This window comes from Pseudomonas sp. JDS28PS106 (genome assembly GCF_036706555.1).
Classification (GTDB): domain Bacteria; phylum Pseudomonadota; class Gammaproteobacteria; order Pseudomonadales; family Pseudomonadaceae; genus Aquipseudomonas.
Genome location: NZ_JBAJGT010000004.1, coordinates 239,344 through 259,540, shown reverse-complemented (window position 1 = coordinate 259,540; position 20,197 = coordinate 239,344). Strand labels below are relative to the sequence as shown.

Genomic DNA, 20,197 nt, shown 5'->3' with positions numbered 1-20,197 from the left:
GTAAAACTCTGCGACGACTATCGGCTGGGCAGCCCGGATGAACGGCTAATGGGTGAATACCGCTTGTACAACGGACGAGCGAATTCGCGAAACATTTATCCGGACGGGTGTTGCGCCGGGATAACGCATACAAAAAAGCGCGGTGTAAAAACCGCGCTTTTCGCATTGTTGCCTGGCTGAGTCAGTTCTTGCTCTCGGCGGGCGCTGCCTCGCTGGCCGGCTTGGCGGAAGTCTTCTTTACCGCCTCGCCCTTGGCCGGCGTTTTCTTTGTTTCAGCGGGTTTCGCCGACTTGCTGCCCGACTCTTTTTTGACCGGCTCTTTCTTCTTCGCCGGTTCTTTTTTGGCCGGCTCCTTTTTTGCCGGCTCTTTGCCCGAAGACTTTTTCGCGGGTGCCTTGGCATCCGCTTTCGCCGGGACAGGCTTGGGCGCCTCGACCGGCGCGATCACAGGCGCTACCGGGATCGGAGTCTGAACAGGCGCGGGTTCCGGCATTTTCTCGACCGGCTTGGCAGGCTCTGCAGGTTTGACGTCTTCAGCGTCAGAGCCGCCGAACAGGTTGGTGAAGAAATTGCCTTTGGCCTTGGCCGGAGCAGGTGGCGCGGGCGGTACGACCTTGACCGGCTCGAACGACTTGCCCGCCGCGAGATCGACGACCTGACTCGCCGCGCGCTGACCGCTGCGCAATGCACCTTCCAGCGAACCCGGGTACAAGGTGTCGGTGTGCTCGCCGGCGAAAGTCACGTGCTGCACGGGCTTTTCCCAGACCCGCCAGAATTTGCTGATCTGCCCCGGACCGTAGGCCAGATAAGACCCGCCCGTGGTCGGGTCGACGCTGTAGCGACGAATCTCATAACCGGTGTAGGCGCCGCGTGCCTGAGGATAAAACGCATGCAGACGGATCAGCACCTGATCCACCAGTTGCTTGTCACCAAAGGCCTGCATGATCCGCGCATTGTCGCCGGACAGGTTGATGACCACGTTCGCGCCGCCTTTGAGCGCCGGTTCGATCCACAGCATGCCAAGGCCGGTGTTGCTGAAGATTTCGCCAGACAGACGCGCCTTGCTGTCCCAGACCGGCGTCTTGAACTTGAGCATGATCTGATCGCGCCATCCGTAGTTGGTGCTTTTCAGCGCGGCCTGGTGCCTGGTGTCCAGCGCGGGCGTCATCTGGATCTTCGCCAGAGCGCGCAACGGCACGGCCACGACTACGTAGTCCGCGGTGTAGCTGGCGGCGCCGGCCTTCACCGTCACGCCGGTCTTGTCCTGTACGATGGCCGACACCGGGGCGTTGGTCTTGAGGGTCTTGATCTGCCCCGCGAAAGCCTGGACCAGGACGGCGCTGCCACCGGGCAGACGCGCGGCACGGCGGTCGCGCTCGTCCGCCGGACGATGGACCCGCGACTGCTGGGCGAAGTACAGCAACGACAAGCGCGACGGCTCGTCGTAGCGTGTGCGGATTTCCTGGTTGATCAGCTGGCGCGCGGTGGCCGGCAGGTTCAGGCGATCCAGCCAGTTGGCGACGTTGATCTGATCCAGTGCGAACAAGGTGCTGTTGGAGCCGGGGTTTTCCGGGTCTTCGATGGAGCGCGCCAGATTGTCCAGGGTTTCTTCGTAGCGCTTGATCGCTTCGGCGGTAGCGGGCTGCTTGACCGCCAGATCCGCTTGGGTGAAGTGGACTCCGTCGATCAGATAGCTGGGCGTGCGGACGAACTCGGGCGCCGGGACGCTCTGGATCTTGAACGCATCCAGATAACGATTCAGGACCGGCTGGCTCTTGGCGTTGCCGATCCATTCGCTGGTCGCCAGCCCCGAGCGGCCGCCGGGACTGGGGCGCGCTTCGAGCACGGTCACTTGCCAGCCCTTGGCCTGCAACTCATAAGCAGCGGTCAGGCCCGCAAGACCGGCGCCGACCACGATTGCGGTCTTGTTCTTTTCATCGGCGAGCGTCGTGACGCTGACCAACCCGATTACCACCAGCGCGCAGGCGCGCAGCCACCCGGAAAGCATTCTGCAAACTCCGAAAAAATCACAGGGAAGGTAGGGCCAGGAACGCCCGGGATTACGAACAGCGGCGCAGCATACGACACGCCAAAGATGGCCGCCAGCCATCTCTATGCCATCGTCCCGGCGACACAAGAGGTTGTCGCTCGCCCGTGCATTGCATAGGCTTGCGCGATTGTTTGTCCTCGCATCCTGCGAGTTGCTATCCGGAGACCGCCAATGGGCCTGAACGACCAGTGGATGCAACGTGACCTGAAGGTCTTGTGGCACCCCTGCACCCAGATGAAAGACCATGAACAGCTGCCGCTGATCCCGATCAAGCGTGGAGAAGGCGTCTGGCTGGAGGACTTCGAGGGCAAACGCTATCTCGACGCCGTCAGCTCTTGGTGGGTCAATGTGTTCGGCCATGCCAACCTCCGGATCAATCAGCGCATCAAGGATCAGGTCGACCAGCTGGAACATGTCATCCTGGCCGGCTTCAGTCATCAGCCGGTGGTCGAGCTTTCAGAGCGTCTGGTAGACCTGACGCCGGAGGGTCTGACCCGCTGCTTCTATGCCGACAACGGTTCGTCGTGCATCGAAGTGGCGTTGAAAATGAGCTTTCACTACTGGCTCAATCGCGGTCAGCCGGACAAGAAGCGCTTCGTCACCCTGACCAACAGCTACCACGGCGAAACCATGGCGGCGATGTCGGTCGGCGACGTGCCGCTGTTCACCGAAACCTACAAAGCGCTGTTGATGGACACCCTCAAGGTGCCCAGCCCCGATTGCTACCACCGTCCGGAAGGCATGAGCTGGGAGGAACATTCGCGCAACCTGTTCGCGGTCATGGAGCAGACCCTGGCCGAGCATCATGCCAGCGTCGCGGCGGTGATCATCGAGCCGCTGATTCAGGGCGCCGGCGGCATGCGCATGTACCACCCCATCTACCTCAAGCTGCTACGCGAAGCCTGTGATCGCTATGGCGTGCACCTGATTCACGATGAGATCGCGGTAGGTTTTGGTCGCACCGGGACGATGTTCGCCTGTGAGCAGGCCGGCATCCGTCCGGACTTCCTGTGCCTGTCCAAGGCGCTGACCGGCGGCTACCTGCCACTGGCCGCGTGCCTGACCACGGATGAGGTGTACGACGCGTTCTACGACGACTATCCGACGCTGCGCGCCTTCCTGCATTCCCACAGCTACACCGGCAATCCGCTGGCCTGCGCCGCCGCGCTGGCGACGCTCGACATCTTCGAGCAGGACAACGTCATCGAGAACAACAAGGCGCTGGCCCGGCGCATGGCAACGGCCACCGCTCATCTGGCCGACCATCCGCATGTGGCCGAAGTGCGCCAGACCGGCATGGCCCTCGCCATCGAGATGGTTCAGGACAAGGCCGGCAAGGTCGCTTATCCGTGGCAGGAACGCCGCGGCATGCAGGTCTACCAGCACGCACTCAAACGCGGCGCGTTGCTGCGTCCGCTGGGCAGCGTCGTGTACTTCCTGCCGCCTTACGTGATCACGCCCGAGCAGATCGATTTCCTCGCCGAAGTTGCCTCGGAGGGCATCGACATTGCCACGCGCAGCAGCATTCAGGTGGCCGTACCGGAAAACTTCCATCCCGATTTTCGCGATCCGGGTTAAAACCGGACTCGCGACAGCTTTATCAGAATCACCCCAATGCTTACTTTTGCCAGAGACAACCCATGAGACTGTCCCGCTTCTTCACCGATACTCCGCTGTCCCTTGGCGATCACGAACTGCCCGAGGCCCAGGCGCACTACATCGGACGCGTGCTGCGCATGGCTGAAGGCGACGCGCTGCAACTGTTCGACGGCTCTGGCCAGGAGTTTCGCGGGACCTTGCTGGAAGTGGGCAAGAAGCGGGTGCATGTCCGGCTCACCGAAAGCTTCCCCGGCCAGGCCGAATCATCGCTGCGTGTTCATCTGGGCCAGGGCCTGTCGCGAGGCGAGCGAATGGACTGGGCCATCCAGAAAGCAACCGAGCTTGGGGTCAGCGAAATCACTCCCATCGTCAGCGAGCGTTGCGAAGTGCGCCTCAAAGATGAACGCGCCGAGAAGCGTCAGGCGCACTGGCAGCAGGTCGCGATCAGCGCCTGCGAACAGTGCGGGCGCTCGGTCGTGCCGGTCATTCATTCACCCATGCCGCTGGCCGACTGGCTCAGGCAGACCGAGGCCGATCTCAAGCTGGTCTTGCATCCGGTCGCAGAGCCGCTGACCAGCCATGACAAGCCGGGCACCCTGGCGTTCCTGATCGGCCCGGAAGGCGGCTTGAACGACGCCGAAGTCGCCCAGGCGCAGGACGCCGGCTTCCACGCCGCCCGCCTCGGCCCGCGTGTATTGCGCACCGAAACCGCGCCGGTGGTGGCGCTCAGCGTTGCGCAGCAGTTGTGGGGGGATTTTTAGAGAGTACGCATCGCCAGCAAGCTGGCTCCCACTGGGCACGCGGTGGGAGCCAGCGGGCGGCGATCCGTCTTGCTGGCGATAAATCCGCTCACAACACATAACCCCAGATCGCCACGAAATGCATCAGGCTGCCGCCGATCACGAACAGGTGCCAGATGCCGTGCCAGTGGCGGATATGGTCGAAGGCGAAGAACAGGATGCCGACGGTGTACAGAATCCCGCCACCGGCCAGCCAGATGAAGCCGGCCGTACCCAGAATGGCCAGCAGCGGCTGAACCGCCACCAGCACGATCCAGCCCATCACCGCGTAGATCACGATGGACAGCACCCGCGCCTCCGAACGCGGCTTGATCTCCTGCAGGATGCCGATCAGCGCCAATCCCCAGACGATCCCGAACAGCGTCCAGCCCCAGGCGCCTCGCAGCGTGACCAGACAGAACGGCGTGTAACTGCCGGCGATCATCAGGTAGATCGAAAAATGGTCGACCTTCTGCATGATGTGTTTCGCCCGCCCGCGCAAGCTGTGATAGACCGTCGATACGCTATACAGCGCGATCAGGCAAACGCCATAGATCGCGACGCCGACCACTTTCCAGGCATCACCCTGCAGCGCGGCCTTGATAATCAGCAACACCGCGCCTACCGTTGCCAGCACGGCGCCCACGAGATGCGACCATGCGTTGAATTTCTCTCCGTAATACATCCGCTCGTTACCCATTTACCCTGACACAACCGCAAAGCTTCGCGGTTCCTGTCTTCGGGCGCAACCCGCGCACTCATACGGCAAACGCAACGATATGCAGATCGACGACGAGCTGACGCTCAAGAAACTGGAGATATTCCTCGCCTTCATGCGCACCGGCAATCTTGCCCGCGCCGCTTCCGAATTGCAGACCAGCAACGTCAGCGTGCATCGTGCGATCCATTCGCTGGAAAGCGCCTTGCGTTGCCCGCTGTTCAAGCATGAAGGCAGGAACCTGACCCCGCTCAAGAGCGCCTATGTGCTGGAAGAGCATGCGCACCAGCTGATCCAGGACGTGGTCACCACCGTGGAACAGACGCGGCAGGCCGCCGGATTCTCAGCCGCACGCTTCAAGCTCGGCGCGCTGTATTCGCTGACGGTCAAGACCGTGCCGCAGCTGATCATGGGGCTGAAGATTCGGCGCAGCGAACTCAACATCGACCTGATCCTGGGTTCGAACATGGACCTGCTCGACAAGCTCAAGAACATGGAAGTCGATGCCATGCTGGTTTCGCTGGACGACAGCACCAATGATCCGGACTGCGAACGTCTGCCGTTGTTCTCCGACGACATCTTTCTTGCCGTACCGACCGATTCGCCGTTCGCCGACCGGGACGAGGTGGATCTGGGCGAATTGCGTGAGGCCACGTTCATCACCCTCACCCAGGGTTTCGCCACCCACCGTGACGGCGTTCGGGTATTCGAGCAGGCCGGTTTCGAGCCGACTGTGGCCATGCAGGTCAACGATATCTTCACCTTGTTGAGCATGGTCAGCTCGGGAGTAGGCTATGCCCTGCTGCCTGGCCGCATCGCCGCCGTCTATGAGAACCGCGTGCGACTGATAGCGCTCAAGCCGCATTACCGGATGCAGCAGCACATCGGCATGGTGTTCCTAAAATCCCGCGAACGCGACCCGAACCTGCTGGCGCTGGTCGCGGAATGCCGGATGTATGCAGGGCGGCTGGCTGGACAGGAGCTGTAACCGGGGTCGCTCTTGTCGCGAGCAAGCTCCCTCCCACGGTTACTGCGTCCGGCAACACCGTCCATGTGGGAGGGAGCGAAGCTCGTGACGCAGGAAACGCGGTCCGTCAGACAATCCGCGGTGCGGCGATCGCCAGCGAGCTGGCTCCTACGCACGAAATTGTAGGAGCCAGCTTGCTGGCGATCAGACGGCCCTACCCCAGAATCCCACGCATGGACACGAACAACAGCGAAGGCCCCAGCAGACAACCCAAAGCCGTGTAGAACGCCGCCGTCAGGCAGCCATAAGGCACGAGCTTGGGGTCGGTTGCCGCCAGGCCGCCAGCTACACCACTGGAAGTCCCCATCAGCCCGCCGAAAATCACCGCACTGCGAGGGTTGTTCAGACCGATAAAAGGGGCGATGAACGGCGTGGCGACCATGACCAGAATCGCCTTGATCAAACCCGCCGCGATGGACAGTGCCATGACTTCCGAACTGGCGCCGATGGCCGCGCCTGTTACAGGACCAACGATATAGGTCACGGCTCCGGCACCGATGGTAGTGAGGCTGACCGCATCGGTGTAACCGAAGGCTCCAGCCACGCCGACCCCGGCAATGAACGAAGTGCCGATCCCGACGAACAACGACAGCACGCCCGCATACCCCGCACGTTTCAGTTCGTTGACATTGACCCCAAAGGCCGTCGCCACGATCGCAAAGTCACGCAGCATCGCGCCGCCCAGCAGGCCGATTCCGGACAGCAGCGGCACATCCACCACGCCTTTCTGGCCCCCGGTCATGGCTCCGCCGACATACGCCAGAACCAGCCCCAGCAGAATCGCGATGGCCGAACCATGCAGGCGGCCCTTGGTGAAGTTCTCGGATATCCAGTAGGAGATCCACATCGTGATACCGATGACCGCGAATCCGCTGATCAGTCCGTATCCGGTAACCACTTTCACGAGAGAGTCGTACATGGCGGTCACCCTGCGGTCTTGGTAGGCGCCGGTACTTCCGGCTGATGGCTTCCCATGCGGGTCAGCACAGGCACCAGCGCGAATGCGACGACGACCGCCAGCGTGCCGGCCAGTATCGCCATCGGCCCACCCTTGAGCGCGCCGAATACATTCTGCTGTGCCGCCATTGCGACCACGATAGGGATATAAACGGCGCCCCAGAATTCCACGCCTTGTTCGGATTTGCCCTTGAACAGACCGCGTTTGGCCAGCCAGCTGCCCAGACCTATGAGCAGCAACATCGCGATACCGACTCCGCCCACGTTGGCCGGGACGCCAATGAGCTTGCCCAGGACCTCGCCGATGAACAGCCCCGCCAGAGTACAGAAGCCCAGAAATGCCACGCCGTAGATAATCATTGTTGTTATTCCTCGATTGCGTTGCCGAAGTTGTTGTTTTTGTCCTTCGCAGCAGCATCCGTTCTAGGGGTTGCGGCTTACCTCCTCGCGCGAGAGCGCGACCAGACTGTCAAGACGGGCGCCCTGGAAGGCCACCGCCGTACCTTGTTCGAACACCTTGCGCGCCAGGCCGGTCAGCACCGCGCCAGGCGGCATTTCGATCTGCAAGCGCACGCCGCGCTCGTAAGCGGTCTGCACGGTACTGCGCCAATCGACTACCCGGCACATGTTGAACGCCAGGTCGTCGCGCAGTTGATCGGCCTTGATCAAGGGCCGCGCGGTGCTGCCGCTCAGATAACGGATGCGTGGCGGCTGCACGCGAACCTTCGCGAACGCATCGGCCAGCGCCTGGGCGGGCTTGTCGAGCAGCGCGCAATGGGACGGAACGCTGACTGCCAGTCGCTTGCAGGTAGCCGCGCCCGCCTGCTTTGCCCGGCGCGCGACTTCGGTCATGGCGTCAGTGCGACCGGCGATGACCATCTGGCTGTCCGCATTGATGTTTGCCAGATAAACCGGGAAATCAGGGCGGTGCACCTCGGTAATCAATGACTCCACCTGAGCCAGGTCCAGGCCGAGTACTGCGGTCATGCCGTAGCCCTGTGGATAAGCGCTTTGCATCAATTCGCCTCGCAGCGCCACCAGCCGCAACGCGTCGTCGAAGGCCAGCGATCCGGCAATGACCGCCGCGGGATAAGCGCCGATGGACAGGCCCGACACATAATCCAGTGCACAGCCCTGAGCTTGCAAAAGCCGGGCGCTGGCGACTCCCGCGATCAGCAGGCAGAGCTGAACCGCGCGGGTCGATTGCAGCGCTTCGGCTGTGTCGAGAGTCGTTGCTTCTTCGCCCAGAGCGAGCGCCGCCTGCGCCAGGCATTCCCGGACCACCGGGTCGTCCGGCAGGTCCCGCAGCATGCCGACCTGCTGCGCACCCTGACCGGGAAACGCCCACAGAATGCTCATGCGCAAGCCTCCTGCATTTGCCACGGATCACTGACCAGCACAGCGCTTTCTGACGTTTTCAGCAGCACTTTCGCATCCGCCCTCGCCCATTCACGCAGCGCGATCGCGCCGGCCGGCACCTGTAACTGTACGTCGATCCGACAGCACGCGCCGTCCAGTGCATCGACCAGTTCCGCCGCCCAGTGCCGCTCTACAAAACAAGGCGTACGAAGGATAAGGTCCAGATCACTGTGCGAGTGCAACGCCGCAACGCCGCTCGCCAGTTCGAAGCCTGCACTGCCGGTGACGCCCCAGCGCAGGCCCAGGGTGTTCATCAGCGGGCTGATTTCCTGCAAGGCTCGCAAGGCGGGCCATTGCACGCCCGAGCTTTGTACGCCGATCAACTCCTCGGGCACTACCCTGCGCTGAACACACGCCTTAGCCATATGCGTGGCATAACGCTGCTCACGCGCCGGGCCACGCACACCCACGGCGATCAGGCCATGTGCCAGCCGTTGGCGACGCACCACGACCGGATGACCGCGCCCGACCACATCCAGCGCCCAGGCCGGCACATCCACGGGCAAGGCACACGGCGCCAGTCCCCAGAGCAAATCATGGGGCATGAACGCCGGCGTGCCGTTCACGACCACTGTGCTCGCAGCATCTGGCGAACACGGGCGGAAGCGGTGCGATTACTGCCGCCCAGCCGTCCGCTGAGGCCGCTGCCGCTGGCCTGAATATCGCGGATCGCCGCCCCCAGCACTTCCCGGACTTGCGCGAGGTCATCTTGAGTCGGTTGGTCGATCCGGCTTACCGACAGGGTTTCCCAGAGCAGCCCCAGCGTGGCGTAGTTCTCGATGTCGTAGGCCATGGGCGGCACGCTGGCGGCAAAGCGTTCCAGTTCTTCGACGCTGCGCATGGTGACCCGCGCCGCCGACGCCTTGCCCATGGCATGCACCATCACCCCCGGATCGCGCAGCGCGATCAGCCGGTTGGCCTGATAACCGTGAGCCAGAAAGGCGCCTGACATGGCCTTGCCCACCAGCAGCCCCACCACCGGATGCCCCGCCAGACGCGCGCGGGCATAGCTGTCCACGGCACCGGCCAAGGCCTGATGAATGCCCAGGGCTTCTTCGCGGCGGCCATAAGCCTGGCTTGGCACGTCGATGATCGCGATCAGCGCGCGCTTCTGCCCGGCGGCGCGATCCAGCTCGATGGCATCATCGATCGCCTTCGCCAGTCCCCAGCCTTCCAGCAGGCCGACTTCACCCTGCCGGGCGCGAGGAAAGCGGTTATCGCTGTCCGCCACGACTGCCACGAACCGCGCCGGCACTTCGCCGATCTGCCCGTCAGCCACCTTCAACGAGGCCGGCAGGCCGACCACCGGGGCCGCGTCTGCGCTCAGCCCTTGAAACCAGTTCAAACCGCGCTGCGATTCGCTCATGATTGCGCTCCTCGATAGAGACTGCGAACCGTCTGCGGCTCGATCTGCGACTGGGTATCCAGCCGCGCCAGGCGTTGCAGGAACAGATCGTACTGACCGCTGCGGTGCTCGGCGGGTACGCCCTGCTCAAGCCAGTGCTCGACCTGCGTGCGAATGTCCGCGACGTCGTCGGCGGCGAATCCATCCACCAGCCCGGTCGCGAAACGCTGCTCGCCGCCGGTCAGGCTCCAGATGAAGGGCCGGTCGCGCGAGTCGTATTCTTCGATACCGGCTTCCTGCTCGATCACCTGCGGACCGTTGAGGCCCAGCCGCCCCTCCTGAGTGACCAGCAGATAGCTGCACAAGCCCGCCGCGATGGACATTCCGCCGAAACAGCCGACGCTGCCGGCCACGATGCCAATCACCGGCTGATACTGGCGCAGGTTGACGATCGCGGCATGAATCTCGGCAATCGCCGCCAGCCCCAGATTGGCCTCCTGCAGGCGCACACCACCGGTTTCCAGGAGCAGGATCGCGGCGGTCGGGATGCCGTTGCGGTTGTCTTCGGCGGCCAGTTCGAGTGCGCCGGCCATCTTGGCACCGCCCACTTCGCCCATGCTGCCGCCCTGGAACGAGCCTTCGATGGCTGCGATGACCACCGGTTTGCCGTTCAGCATTCCCTTGGCGACCACCACGCCATCGTCGGCCTGAGGCACGACGCCCTGCATCGCCAGCCAGGGCGACATGACGCGGTCGAACGGGTCCAGCAGCTCGCGAAAGCTGCCTTCATCCAGCAACGCCCGCGCTCGCTGACGCGCGCCCAGCTCGATGAAGCTGTGTTGATTCAATAGACGAGCGGCATCAGTCATGACCCACCTCCTCGAAACCCTGCTCAAGACGCAGCCGGACCACACCGGGCGTAGCCCCGAAATCGTGGATCTCGATGCTGCAGGCCGGCGGGGTCTGCTCATTGAACATGCGCTCAAACAAATGCTGCCAACGCTGTGATGCGCCGTTGACCGAGGTCACCACCTGGATCGCCAGTTTGCCCGGCTGGCCGGGTTCGATCATCACTTCCAGATCACCCGAACCGACACAGCCCACCAATGCGCGATGGCGCGGCGGCTGCCCGGCGTTGAATTCGAAAGACAGGGTTTCCATTCAGTTATTCCTCGCAGGATGGCCGAGCGCAGGCTCCAGGCTATCGATGAACAGGCAAGCGGCCAGCAGATCCGCAGCGCCGCCGGGCGATGCGTTGAGGGCCAGCAATTGCTGATCGAGTTCGCGCAGACAGCGACGCCCGGTCAGGCTGGCACTGCCCCCGGCATCCAGCACGCGTTGCGCGCCTCGCTGCATGACGTCGAGTCCTTGCGGCCCCGCCCGATGCAGTACACAGGTGTCGTCCAGATGGCTCATGATCGCCAGCAATGCGTCGAGTCTCGCGTTCTGCTCGCCGCTTCCGGCGTTGCGGCTGGCGTGCAGCCGGGGCAGGCCGTATTCGCGAACCGCGGGAAAGCCTTGCTGCGCCTGCTCCCGGGCCCCGGGGGCGCCATACTTTTGCGCGACCTGACGCCCATTACTGGCTTGCACACCGGCGTGGCGATCCTCGATTCGGGCCAGGCGCGCGGCACGCTCGCACAAGCTTTCCAGCGCCAGATCTTCAGGCGCCAGTGCCGCTGCGGCGACCAGCAAACCCAGCGCCCAGATAGCGCCGCGATGAGTATTGACGCCCCCGGTCGTGACCAGCATCGCCGCTTCGCCTTCGCGTCCGAGCCGGCCCACTGCTTCACGCAACGGCTGGCCGATCTCGCCGATATTGCCGGCAGCTTCGGCCATCTGCTTGAAAGCGGGCCAGAGCGACATCGCCGAGGCATGCATCAGGCCCAGATGCAGGTCGCTGTGCGCGCCGCTGCCACGCCGGTCGACCAGCGCCGGTTTTGGCGACAGATCCGCTTCGTCGATCAAGGCATCAACTGCTAGATCAGCAAGCCGGTCGGCCAGGGTTGTTTTACGGAGTGTTTGTCTGAGTGCGCTCATCACCAGCTCCTGAACTTGGCCGGCGGGTTGTACAGTCCGCCAGACCATTGCACGAGATCGCCAATGCTCTTGGCCGCCAGCAATTCGCGGCTGGCATCGGTGCGACGGATGCCGAGGTCTTCCGGCAAGGCGATCAGCCCTTCGCGGCGCATGCGCGCAGTGTCCCTGGGATCGTGGCGCAGGCCGATTGCAGTCACGCCGGCGACGGCGGCGATCATCGCCCGACGCTCTTCAAGGCTGCGGGCCTTGTAGAGATAAGCGATGCCTTCTTCGGTCAGCAGGTGGGTCACGTCGTCGCCGTAGATCATGATGGGCGCCAGCGGCATGCCGCTCTTGCGCGCGACTTCCACCGCATCCAGGGTTTCGACGAAGGTGGGTTTGCCACCCTCCTGGAATGTTTCGACCATCTGCACCACCAGCTTCTTGCCGCGCTCCAGATAGGCGGCCGGGCCGTCGCCTTGCTGCTGACGCATGTCGAGCCAGGCGGGAGTGCCGTGCCGACGACCGCGCGGATCGTGACCCATGTTGGGCGCGCCGCCGAAACCCGCCAGGCGACCGCGGGTCACGGTGGAAGAGTGTCCATCGCCGTCGACTTGCAAAGTCGCGCCGATGAACAGGTCCACCGCGTACTGCCCGGCCAATTGGCAGAGCTGGCGGTTGGAACGCAGCGAGCCGTCGCGGCCAGTGAAGAACACGTCAGGCCGCGCGGCAATGTACTGCTCCATGCCCAGCTCGGTGCCAAAGCAATGCACGCTCTCGACCCAGCCGCTTTCAATGGCCGGGATCAGCGTCGGATGGGGATTGAGCGTCCAGTTGCGGCAGATCTTGCCCTTGAGCCCAAGAGACTCGCCGTAGGTCGGCAGAATCAGCTCGATGGCCGCCGTGTTGAAGCCGATGCCGTGGTTCAGCGACTGGACGTTGTGCTTCTCGTAGATCCCGCGGATCGCCATCATTGCCATCAGCACATGCACTGGCTTGATGTGTCGCGGGTCGCGAGTGAACAGGGGTTCGATGTAGAAAGGCCGGTCGGCCACGACAACGAAATCTACCCAGGAAGCGGGGATATCGACCCGTGGCAGATCGCTGACGTCATCCACCAGCTCGTTGACCTGCACGATCACGATGCCATCGCTGAACGCGGCCGGTTCGATGAGCGCCGGGGTGTCTTCGGTGCTCGGACCGGTATAGATGTTGCCCGCCCGGTCAGCCATGAAGCCTGCGGCCAGCACCACGTTGGGGATGAGATCTACGACCAGACGTGAATACAGTTCGATGTAGGTATGAATCGCGCCGACTTCCAGCAGGCCGTCTTCCAGCAACTGGCTGATGCGCAGGCTCTGGGTGCCGGCGAAGGAAAAGTCGAGCTTGCGGGCGATGCCCTGTTCAAAGAGGTCGAGATGCTCGGCGCGCCCGACGCTGGGCATGATCATGTGCAGGTCGTGCACCTTGCCGGCGTCCACTTTGGCCAAGGCTCTGGAGAGGAAGTCCGCCTGTTTCTGGTTATTGCCTTCCAGGACCACCCGGTCGCCGGAGACCAACAGGGCTTCCAGTGCCTCGACGATTCTGTCGCTGGGCAGAACCACGCCGTCGGCCAGGCTCCGAACCTGTTCGAGCCGCCGCTGCTTCTCGCTGCGACGACGCGACCAGCGCGCGTCGGGGGAATTTATAGTTGTCATGCTCGCTCCACGATTTCGCTGTCGTGGGACACCTTAGGAGCGAAAGGCGTAGCGCATCAATCAAGCTCAAGGCGGGATTGTTACGCTCAGGTTAATGGTTTTTTGGTGGGGATGTGCAGGGTGCGGATCGCCAGCAAGCTGGCTCCTACACCTGATCTCGTAGGAGCCAGCTTGCTGGCGATAAGCGGTTCACCGGCTGGCATTCACCCACCACTGCTCCAAACCAACCAGATCGGGAATGCGGGCGACGGTTTCGCCGATCTGGACGGCGGCGATTTCCAGTTCCGCCAGGGGAACGTCGACGTAGCTCAATTGGCTATCGACCTTGCAGGAGCGTGGGATGCCCTGAACGAGCATGGCAATGAAACGCAGGTCGTCTCGCCCGCCCAGCGCGTTGAGGACGACGATGCGCGCCCGCCCGCCCACCAGCGTGCGCCCGCCGCAGGCGGCTTCGAAGCTGAGCAGCGGCAGGGTCAGTTCCCGCCAGGTGATTTGCCCCAGATACCACGCAGGAGCGTCTGGATCGGCGCTGCAATCCTGGTAATCGATCAGTTCGGCCACCGCCACGTTGGGCAGCAGCAGGCTGCGGTCGCTGAGGGGCAGCAGCAGGCCGGTGAGGGTCGTCAGGCGCGTGGCCTGCAAGGTGCGTTCAGGCATTGACCTGTGTCCAGTGGGCGATGCTTTCGAGCAACATGGTTTCCTGATAAGGCTTGCTCAGATAATCGTTGACGCCGATGCTCTTGGCGCGGTCGCGATGCTTCTGGCCTGAACGCGAGGTGATCATGATGATCGGCAGGTCCCTGAGGCGCTCGTCCTTGCGAACGTGGGCGGCGACTTCGAAGCCGTCCATGCGCGGCATTTCAATGTCCAGCAGCATGACGTCCGGCGTGAAATCCTCCAGCAAGCGCAACGCGTCGACGCCGTCCTTGGCCGTCAGCACCTGCATGCCGTGGCGCTCCAGCAGCCGGCTGGTGACCTTGCGCATGGTCACCGAGTCATCCACCACGATGACCCGCACGGGTCGGGTGTGCTCGATCTCGCTATAGGCAGGCGGGTTGGCGCCGGTGGCCAGTTGCGCCTGCTGCCGGCTTTGCAGCACGCGAATCTGGGCCATCAGGTCGAGAATGAACACCACGCGACCATCGCCCAGAATGGTCGCGCCGGAAATCCCTTGCACCCGCGAAAACTGCGCGCCGAGATTCTTGACCACGATTTCCCGCGATCCCGCCAGGGCATCAACCTGCACCGCGACCCACTGGTCCTGCAAATGCACGAGTAGCACCGGCAGCGCCTGCATTTCGCCGATCAGGCTCGGACGCCCCTGATTCAGCAGTTCACCCAGATACCGCAGTTCATAGCTGCGGCCGCCGTACTGATAACGCGCCGGGCTGGCCTGGTAGCACGCCTCCAGCTCGCCGGGCATGACCCGCACGATGCCGTCCACGGTATTGAGCGGCACTGCGTACTGCTCTTCGCCGCAGACCACCATCAGCGCCCGGTTCACCGAGACCGAGAAAGGCAACCGGATGCGGAAATGCGTGCCTTTGCCGGGAACAGAGTCGATCAGCATCGAACCGCCGAGTTGCTTGACCTCGGCATGCACCACGTCCATGCCGACGCCGCGCCCGGAAATCTGGGTGATGATGTCGCTGGTGGAGAACCCCGCCTGAAGAATGAAGGGCAAGACTTCATGGTCGGAAAGATCGGCGTCGGCGTGGATCATGCCGCGCTTGATGGCCTTGCGGCGCACGGCTGCCAGATCGACTCCGAGGCCATCGTCGCTGAGTTCGATGACAATGTCGCCGCCTTCATGGGTCAGATTGAGATCGATCCGGCCTTCTTCCGGCTTGCCGGACGCAAGGCGCTTTTCAGTGCTTTCCAGACCATGGTCCACGGCGTTGCGCAGCATGTGCTCCAGTGGCGCGACCATGCGCTCCAGCACGCTGCGATCCATTTGCCCCTCGGCGTTGCCGACTTCGAACAACACTTTCTTGCCCAGCTCCTGAGCGACCTGACGCACCACCCGGCGAAGACGCGGGACCATTCGCTCGAAAGGCACCATGCGCGTGCGCATCAGCCCTTCCTGCAACTGAGTGTTGACCTTGGCTTGCCGGGACAGCAGCGTCTCGGCAAGCCGGGCACGGGTGCCCAGGGTTTCTTTGAGGTCCATCAAGTCCGAGGCGGATTCGAACAGCGCCCGGGACAGTTGTTGCAACTGGGAATGACGGTCCATTTCCAGCGGATCGAATTCCTCATAGCCCAGCCGTTCGGCCTGGGCCTGCTCACGACTGAGCAGGCTGCCCTGGGTTTCCACGTCCAGACGGCGCAATTGATCGCGCATACGCTCGATGGTGGTCTCCATCTCCGCGAGGGTGGCCTGGGTATCGATGATCTGCTGTTCGATTCGCCCGCGGAAAATGGACGTCTCGCCTGCCAGGTTGACCAGGTTTTCCAGCTGCTCGGCGACCACCTTCACGGTTTCCGGCACGATGCGCTCCGGCTCCGAATCGGCGGCGACCGACGCGGGTGGCGCGACCGGCGCGGGCCGGGCCCGTTCGACAGGCCGCGATACAGGCGCCAGATCGAGGCTGGCGAGCTTGCGGATACCGTCGATCAACAGCGCCGCGTTGGGCAGCGGCTTGTCGTGGCGCACGGCGTCGAGCATGTCGGCCAGTACGTCATGGCTGCTCTGCAACAGGCTCATGAGCATCGGACCGGGTCGCATCGCGCCGCTCGACAGGCCTTCGTACAGCGACTCCAGTTCATGGGCCAGATTGCCGATGGGCGCGATCTCGACCATCCGCGCGCCGCCTTTGAGGGTGTGCAGGTCGCGCAACAGGTTTTCGACTTCCAGCAGGTTCTGTGGATCGGCTTGCCAGCGGGCCAGAGCGGCACCGGAGCTTTCGATGATCTCGAAGCCCTCCTCCAGAAAAATCTCCAGCAACTCGGCGTCTTTCTGCCGGGAATCGTCTTCGGGCGCCGGATTCGCGGGCTGTGGCTCCTCCACGTCGGGCACATTCCCCCGGCGAGCGTCGATCAGGGCTTCGATCAATCGCGCGGGGTCGCACAGCGGCTCATGGCGTTGCAGTTGTTCGAGCATGACCGCGAGCTGGTCGTGACAGCGCAGCAGCAGATCGGCCAGAGGCGCCGAATAACTGCAACGTCGATCGATCAGGCTTTCATAGAGGTTTTCCAGTTCATGCCCGAGGTCGCCGACCGGCGCGACCGATGCCATCCGCGCGCCTCCCTTGAGGGTGTGCAGGTCCCGCTGCAATGACGACAGCGGCGCGGCGTTTTCGGGCTCGTCCAGCCAGCGCTGCAACGCCTGTCCCGCGCTGTCCAGCAGGTCCGCGGCTTCTTCGAGGAAGATTTCGACGATGCCGTCGTCCGGGTCATCTGCGCCGGCCTGCCGTTCGAGCGACTGGGTCGCATCGCTCAGGGCCGTGATGCTGGACGTTGCGCCAACGCGCTCGATCAATCCTGTCTGGGCCGGATCAAGGGCGTCATCCAGCAAGGCATGCAGCGCACGGATGCATTCGGGTCGCGGATCAACGTTCTGCCCGGCCGCCAACTGATCGAGCATGTCGATCAGGGCTTCGTGGGCATGTTCAGCCTCATCGAAGAATCGCTCGCTGATGCCCAAGCTGCTTTCTTCCACGGCGCCATACAGGTCCAGCAAGGCTTCGCACAGCTCGTCGACTTGCGGCAGGTCCGCCAGGTGCGCGCCGTGGCCCAGGGTCGTCAGTTCGTCTAGCAGGGCATTGAGTTCCTGGCGTTCGCCGGGGTGCTCGCGCCAGCGTCGCAGCAGGCTTTCGGCGTCGAGCACGATGTCCATGCCTTCGGCCAGGAAGGATTCGATCAGTCCAGGGTTGTGTCTGATGCGCAGGCCGTTGTCGGAATCGCGCAGCGCTGCGGCGAGTCGATCGTCGAGCAGGCTGGTCGCGGTCTGGATCAACCTGGCCGCGCCGGGAATCGGCGCCAGCGGGTCGCTGTCCAGTTGTCGCAGGCCACCGCGCAGCAGCGGCAAGGCATCGCGCAGCACGCTGATTTCCTCGGCGCCCAGCGCGATCAGGTTGGCCTTGTATTCACGCACCAGTTGATCGAGAGGGCTGGCCAGTTCGGCGATCGGCAGCACCCCGGCCATGTGCGCGCTGCCCTTGAGCGTATGCAGCGCGCGAAGCAGTGCGTCGGTGATCGGCGGCGCCTGCGCCTCATCGACCTGCGCAGCGTCGAGAAAACCCTCCAGCGCCTGGAGGTGTCCTTGCGCTTCCTGGCGAAAGACTTCCAGCAGCTGAGGATCGAAGCCCTCGGCCGTCTCGGCAGGTTGCTGGCTGGCCAGCGCACGCGCTCGGGCGGCCAGCAGGTCGACGTCATCGCGCTGATGCTGCCGCCCCTCGGCGAAGTCTTCGATGATGGCCGGCAGCAGCGCCAGCACCTCGGACATGAGTTGCTGCACGCGCGGGTCGGCCTGCACGCTGCCTTCGAGAATACGATTGAGCAGGTTTTCCACCGCCCACGCCCACTCACTGAGCACCAGGGCCCGGACCATTCGCCCGCTGCCCTTGAGAGTGTGGAACGCCCGGCGTATCTCGGTCAGCGCGGCGGCATCGCCGACTTCGCTGCGACTCAGGGAGGCGAACCAGCGCGGCAGGTACTCGCGCAAGGCGTCGAGCACCTCTTCGGTTTCTTCGAGAAACACGTCGCGCAGCTCCACATCCACCGACGTCTCATGGGCCGGGGGCGGCAGCAGACTGGCCGGGAAGTCGCGGCCTGGCGGGTTGACGGCGGAAAGCGGGCTGGCCAGCAGCTGGGCAATGTTCTGTGCGGGGCTGACGTCCAGGTCCAGCAGTTCATCCTGGGTGACGACCTCTTCCAGGATCGGCACGTTCTCCGGCGCCGGCAGATAACCCAGTCGTGCCAGGCTCTGCTGCGCCAGATCGAGAATCTGGTCGCCCGGCGCGCCGGGGTCTTCGCCCATGCGTTCCAGGTAGTATTCGACGCCGGTCAGGGTGTCGGCCAGCGCGTCGAGTTGCAGCCAGGTCGGCCGCTGCTCGTCGACCAGCAAGTGCTCGACGATGTACTCGTTGCAGGCCGCCAGCAGGCTCGCGGCGCGTGCCAGCGGAATCATGCCCAGCGCGCCGCGTACTTGCACGACCAGCCCGGACAGCGGTTCGAGCCGCTGCCGCTGCCACTGACCGTCGATGTAGTCGAGGATCACATCCTTGGCCTGTTGCAGCACCAGCCGCGCTTCGCGAATGACCAGTTGATGAATCTGGGTCAGGTCGGTGGTGGGCAGCCGGCTTTCCTCCCGGTCCGAAGGCTCGGTGCTGCCGAGCATGCCGCTCAGGGTCGACTCGACATATAGCAGCGCGCCGGCCACATCCATCAGCGCCGCATCGTTGGGTTCGCGTTGCCCTTGGGCCAGGCCCAGCACCACACCAAGCTGGTCGATAATGACCTTGCGTGGCTGGCCGAAACCGAGCACGGCCAGGGTATCGGCGATCTGCCGCAGTGGCGGCAGCAGCGCGTTGAGCTCACTGACGTGCTGGCGGTCGCCGCGCACGAACAGGTCGAGCCGCTCCTTGACCCGCACCAGCCCTTCGCACAGCGCGACAATGACCGAACGCATCGCGTCGCGGTCCGGCCCGACCATGCGCGCGCGTTCGCGGTCAACCACTTCGGTGCCGGGCAAGGCGTCGTTCAGCGCGTATTGATCCTTGAGGTCCTGCATCCTCGGCGCCTGGCTGTCGGACTTGGCAATGTAGAACAACAGGCTCTTGAGCAACTCTTCGGGAGCCGGCTGGTTGATGCCGGCGACGCCCTGCTCCAGCAGGCGCTTGAGCTCCTTGTCGGCGTCCTTGAGCAGGCTGCGCAACGCCGGACTGTTGGTGAAGTTGCCATTGACCATTGTTTCGACCAGCGCCGAGGCGATCCGCCACAGCGGGCCGAGGGGCGCGTCTTCGCAGAGTTGTTCCAGCCGGGCGAACACCTTCGCCATGTAACTCAACTGGGTCTGCACGCCCTGCTCGCGCATCAGTCCCGCCAGCGCGGCCTGTAGCGTCTGGCGCAGTTTGCGCAGCAAGCCGGGCAACTCCGGCGTGTCGCGGCGGGCCAGTTCTTGAGGATCCAGTTCGGGAACCTGTACCAATTGCGGGGCGAACAGGCTGGTCTCCGACAGCAGACTTTCATCCCGGGCGCTGCGCAGGTCGTTGAGCAGCGGCAACACCACCAGCGGCAGGTCGCGGCGGGCTTCGAGGATGCGGTCCAGGTAGGCCGGCAACTGGAGCATGGCGTCATCGAGCAGCTCCAGCGCCTCGGCGCGATGGGCGACGCGATTCTGTTCCAGTGCCAGGGTCAGTTGTTCGATTTCCTCGGCCAGCAGCGCCGCGCCGTAGAACTCGATCATCTGCAGGCTGCCGTGCACCTGATGGACCAGATCCAGGCAGCGCGCCATCGCTTCGCTTCCGGCGGACGCCTCGGCGTGCTCCGCCAGCGCCTGGCGCGCTTGCGCGAGACTTTCGGCAATCTCGCCCTTGAGCCATTCCAGGGCGACATAGTCGTGACGATCAGCCATGGCAACCCCTGCCTTC

At 63.8% G+C, this 20,197-nt stretch carries 15 protein-coding genes and 2 pseudogenes; 3 read left to right on the top strand and 14 right to left on the bottom strand.

Going from position 1 to position 20,197, the window contains the following annotated elements; translation table 11 throughout:
• Positions 1 to 181 precede the first annotated feature (181 nt).
• The gene (locus tag TRP66_RS08530; protein ID WP_333401086.1) at positions 182 to 2,008 is read right to left on the bottom strand and encodes a flavin monoamine oxidase family protein; all 1,827 of its coding nucleotides are present in this window, start codon (positions 2,006 to 2,008) and stop codon (positions 182 to 184) included.
• Between the two features lie 213 nt (positions 2,009 to 2,221).
• Here TRP66_RS08530 and TRP66_RS08525 point away from each other — a divergent pair, with 213 nt between their 5' ends.
• Both TRP66_RS08525 and TRP66_RS08520 read left to right on the top strand, forming a co-directional pair.
• Positions 2,222 to 3,628 carry an adenosylmethionine--8-amino-7-oxononanoate transaminase gene (locus TRP66_RS08525; protein ID WP_333401085.1) on the top strand — a complete coding sequence of 469 codons (1,407 nt, stop codon included), beginning with the start codon at positions 2,222 to 2,224 and terminating at the stop codon, positions 3,626 to 3,628.
• Between the two features lie 62 nt (positions 3,629 to 3,690).
• Complete coding sequence (locus TRP66_RS08520; RefSeq protein WP_333401083.1) at positions 3,691 to 4,410, top strand: 16S rRNA (uracil(1498)-N(3))-methyltransferase; 720 nt, start codon at positions 3,691 to 3,693, stop codon at positions 4,408 to 4,410.
• Between the two features lie 88 nt (positions 4,411 to 4,498).
• Here TRP66_RS08520 and trhA read toward each other — a convergent pair whose 3' ends face one another.
• On the bottom strand, positions 4,499 to 5,113 hold the full coding sequence (gene trhA, locus TRP66_RS08515; RefSeq protein WP_333401338.1) for a PAQR family membrane homeostasis protein TrhA: 615 nt from the start codon (positions 5,111 to 5,113) through the stop codon (positions 4,499 to 4,501).
• Between the two features lie 94 nt (positions 5,114 to 5,207).
• Here trhA and TRP66_RS08510 point away from each other — a divergent pair, with 94 nt between their 5' ends.
• Positions 5,208 to 6,134 carry a LysR family transcriptional regulator gene (locus TRP66_RS08510; RefSeq protein WP_333401082.1) on the top strand — a complete coding sequence of 309 codons (927 nt, stop codon included), beginning with the start codon at positions 5,208 to 5,210 and terminating at the stop codon, positions 6,132 to 6,134.
• 193 nt (positions 6,135 to 6,327) lie between these two features.
• Here the strand turns inward: TRP66_RS08510 and madM are convergent, their stop codons facing one another.
• The 12 genes and pseudogenes from madM to TRP66_RS08455 form a co-directional block, all read right to left on the bottom strand.
• Positions 6,328 to 7,092 carry a malonate transporter subunit MadM gene (gene madM / locus TRP66_RS08505; RefSeq protein ID WP_333401081.1) on the bottom strand — a complete coding sequence of 255 codons (765 nt, stop codon included), beginning with the start codon at positions 7,090 to 7,092 and terminating at the stop codon, positions 6,328 to 6,330.
• A 5-nt stretch (positions 7,093 to 7,097) separates the two neighbouring features.
• Positions 7,098 to 7,490, bottom strand: a complete 393-nt coding sequence (gene madL, locus TRP66_RS08500; protein WP_333401079.1) for a malonate transporter subunit MadL — start codon at positions 7,488 to 7,490, stop codon at positions 7,098 to 7,100.
• Between the two features lie 63 nt (positions 7,491 to 7,553).
• Complete coding sequence (gene mdcH, locus TRP66_RS08495; RefSeq protein WP_333401077.1) at positions 7,554 to 8,489, bottom strand: malonate decarboxylase subunit epsilon; 936 nt, start codon at positions 8,487 to 8,489, stop codon at positions 7,554 to 7,556.
• Positions 8,486 to 9,121: a malonate decarboxylase holo-ACP synthase gene (locus tag TRP66_RS08490; RefSeq protein ID WP_333401073.1), complete on the bottom strand. Its 636-nt coding sequence runs from the start codon at positions 9,119 to 9,121 to the stop codon at positions 8,486 to 8,488. Before TRP66_RS08490 ends, mdcH begins: the two co-directional genes overlap by 4 nt.
• Positions 9,112 to 9,915 carry a biotin-independent malonate decarboxylase subunit gamma gene (gene mdcE / locus TRP66_RS08485; protein ID WP_333401072.1) on the bottom strand — a complete coding sequence of 268 codons (804 nt, stop codon included), beginning with the start codon at positions 9,913 to 9,915 and terminating at the stop codon, positions 9,112 to 9,114. The genes TRP66_RS08490 and mdcE overlap by 10 nt, the downstream gene beginning before the upstream one ends.
• A complete protein-coding gene (locus TRP66_RS08480; protein WP_333401071.1) occupies positions 9,912 to 10,763 on the bottom strand; it encodes a biotin-independent malonate decarboxylase subunit beta in 852 nt (283 codons plus the stop codon). The genes mdcE and TRP66_RS08480 overlap by 4 nt, the downstream gene beginning before the upstream one ends.
• Complete coding sequence (locus tag TRP66_RS08475; protein WP_333401070.1) at positions 10,756 to 11,055, bottom strand: malonate decarboxylase subunit delta; 300 nt, start codon at positions 11,053 to 11,055, stop codon at positions 10,756 to 10,758. Before TRP66_RS08475 ends, TRP66_RS08480 begins: the two co-directional genes overlap by 8 nt.
• A complete protein-coding gene (locus tag TRP66_RS08470) occupies positions 11,056 to 11,931 on the bottom strand; it encodes a triphosphoribosyl-dephospho-CoA synthase (RefSeq protein WP_333401069.1) in 876 nt (291 codons plus the stop codon). It lies immediately after the preceding gene.
• Complete coding sequence (gene mdcA / locus TRP66_RS08465; RefSeq protein WP_333401068.1) at positions 11,931 to 13,607, bottom strand: malonate decarboxylase subunit alpha; 1,677 nt, start codon at positions 13,605 to 13,607, stop codon at positions 11,931 to 11,933. The genes TRP66_RS08470 and mdcA overlap by 1 nt, the downstream gene beginning before the upstream one ends.
• Before the next feature lie 189 nt (positions 13,608 to 13,796).
• Positions 13,797 to 14,264 (bottom strand): chemotaxis protein CheW, encoded by a 468-nt coding sequence (locus TRP66_RS08460; RefSeq protein ID WP_333401067.1) that lies wholly within the window; start codon positions 14,262 to 14,264, stop codon positions 13,797 to 13,799.
• Positions 14,257 to 16,125: pseudogene (locus tag TRP66_RS23565) on the bottom strand (hybrid sensor histidine kinase/response regulator); the annotation flags it as partial. The pseudogene TRP66_RS23565 and the gene TRP66_RS08460, both read right to left, overlap by 8 nt.
• 65 nt (positions 16,126 to 16,190) lie before the next feature.
• Positions 16,191 to 20,181, bottom strand: a pseudogene (locus TRP66_RS08455) (Hpt domain-containing protein); the annotation flags it as partial.
• Between the last annotated feature and the right edge of the window lie 16 nt (positions 20,182 to 20,197).